This window comes from Schnuerera sp., from assembly GCF_035459645.1.
Taxonomy (GTDB): domain Bacteria; phylum Bacillota; class Clostridia; order Tissierellales; family Tepidimicrobiaceae; genus Schnuerera.
This window is the reverse complement of record NZ_DATHXO010000453.1, coordinates 1-2,485: the sequence shown is the minus strand read 5'-3', so window position 1 is coordinate 2,485 and position 2,485 is coordinate 1. Positions and strand designations below refer to the sequence as shown.

Sequence of the window (2,485 nt, the reverse complement as noted above, 5' to 3'; positions counted from 1 at the left end):
AGAAGATATGTGGAAAGTCTTTCTAGTTATGCTAGACAATTTTTAGGACAAATGGAAAAACCAGATGTAGAATATATAGAAGGTTTATCGCCATCTATTTCTATTGATCAAAAGACTACTAGTAGAAATCCTAGGTCTACTGTAGGTACAGTAACGGAAATATACGATTATTTAAGGCTATTATATGCTAGGATAGGGATTCCTTATTGCTATAAATGTGGTAAGGAAATAACTAGTCAAACGGTAGACCAAATGGTAGACAAGATAATGGAATTAGAAGAAAGGACTAGGATTCAAATACTATCACCAGTAGTAAGGGGTAAAAAGGGAGAACACAAAAATATATTAAAGGGTATTAAAAAAGAAGGTTTCGTCAGAGTAATAGTAGATGGAGAAATGTATGAGGTAACCGATGATATAAATATGGAAAAAAATAAAAAGCATGATATTGAAATAGTAGTAGATAGAATAATAGTCAAAGAAGGTATAGAAGGACGATTAGCTGATTCCTTGGAAACTGCATTAAAATTAGCAGATGGATTGGTTATAGTAGATGTAATAGATAAGGAAAGGATAATGTTTAGCCAAAAGTTAGCTTGCCCTGATTGTGGTGTAGCTATAGAAGAATTGTCTCCGAGAATGTTCTCTTTTAACTCACCTTTTGGAGCCTGTCCTAACTGTAATGGAATAGGTTATCATAAGGAAGTAGATAAGGAATTAGTTATACCAAATCCAGAATTGAGTATAAATGAAGGGGGAATTGCTCCCTTCAATACTGCCAATGAATCTACTTATTATTATCAGATATTTAAAACTTTGGCGGAAGATAATGGTTTTGACATGGATACTCCTTTAAAAGATGCATCTAAAAAGTTTTTAGATGAACTATTATATGGGACAAAAAGAACTATTAGTTTTAAATTTCATAGCCATTATCAAGATGGCATTAGAAGTTATAAAGGAAAATTTGAAGGGGTTATCCCCAATTTAGAAAGAAGATATAGGGAAACTAATTCAGATTATATGAAAAGTAGAATAGATGATTATATGACAGAAATTTCTTGCCCTAAATGTAAAGGACATAGGCTAAAAGAGGAAGTATTGGCGGTGAGGGTAGGAGGGCTAAATATTTCAGAATTTACTAATCTATCCATAGCAAAAGCAATAGATTTTGTTGAGAATCTAGAACTTGATGAAAAACAAAGATTGATAGGAGAACAAGTACTAAAGGAGATAAGGGAAAGATTATCTTTTCTTAGGGATGTAGGATTAAATTATCTTACCTTATCTAGAAATGCAGGAACTTTGTCTGGAGGAGAATCCCAAAGGATTAGGTTAGCTACACAAATTGGTTCAAGTCTTGTAGGAGTAATTTATGTATTAGACGAACCAAGCATTGGATTACACCAAAGGGATAATGCAATGCTTTTGAAAACTTTAAGGAATTTAACGGATTTAGGTAATACTCTTATAATAGTAGAGCATGACGAAGATACTATGTATAGTGCAGACCATATAGTGGATATTGGACCCGGAGCAGGAGTTCATGGAGGATATATAGTAGCTGAAGGGACTATAGATGAAATAAAGGATAATCCAAAATCTATTACTGGTCAATATCTATCTGGGGAAAAGACTATTGAAATTCCTGCTAAAAGGACTGAACCCAATGGCAATTGGGTAGAGGTCATTGGGGGAGAGGAAAATAATCTAAAAAAATTAAATGTGAAATTTCCCCTTGGAGTTTTCACTTGTGTAACTGGTGTATCTGGCTCTGGAAAGAGTACTTTGGTAAACGAAATATTATACAAAAGCCTTGCCCAAAAATTAAATGGAGCAAAAATAAAACCAGGAAAACATAAAAAAATTAAAGGATTAGAACATTTAGACAAGGTAATAGTAATAGACCAATCTCCCATTGGTAGAACTCCTAGATCTAATCCTGCCACTTACACAGGAGTATTCGACCATATAAGGGATGTATTTGCTATGACACCAGAAGCCAAGATGCGAGGATATGCTAAAGGTAGATTTAGTTTCAATGTAAAAGGTGGAAGATGTGAAGCCTGCAAAGGAGATGGAATATTAAAGGTAGAAATGCATTTCTTACCCGATGTATATGTGCCCTGTGAAGTATGTAAAGGCAAAAGGTATAATAGGGAGACATTGCAGGTTAAATATAAAGGAAAGACCATTTCTGATGTATTGGAGATGACTGTAGAAGAAGCCCTAGAATTCTTTGAAAACATACCTAGAATAAAAAGAAAACTACAGACATTATATGATGTAGGTTTAGGATATGTAAAACTAGGCCAATCCTCAACAGAACTATCTGGTGGAGAAGCCCAAAGGGTTAAATTGGCTACAGAATTAAGTAAAAGGAGTACGGGAAAAACCATCTATATACTAGATGAACCAACAACAGGTCTCCATATGGCAGATATCCATAAGTTAATTAAGGTATTAGACCAATTAGTAGAAGGAG

1 protein-coding gene is annotated in these 2,485 nt (G+C 34.0%); it reads left to right on the top strand.

Features of this window, described 5'->3' with window-relative positions; genetic code table 11:
- On the top strand, positions 1–2,485 hold a 2,485-nt coding region (gene uvrA, locus VK998_RS10635; RefSeq protein WP_325228105.1), incomplete at both ends, for an excinuclease ABC subunit UvrA.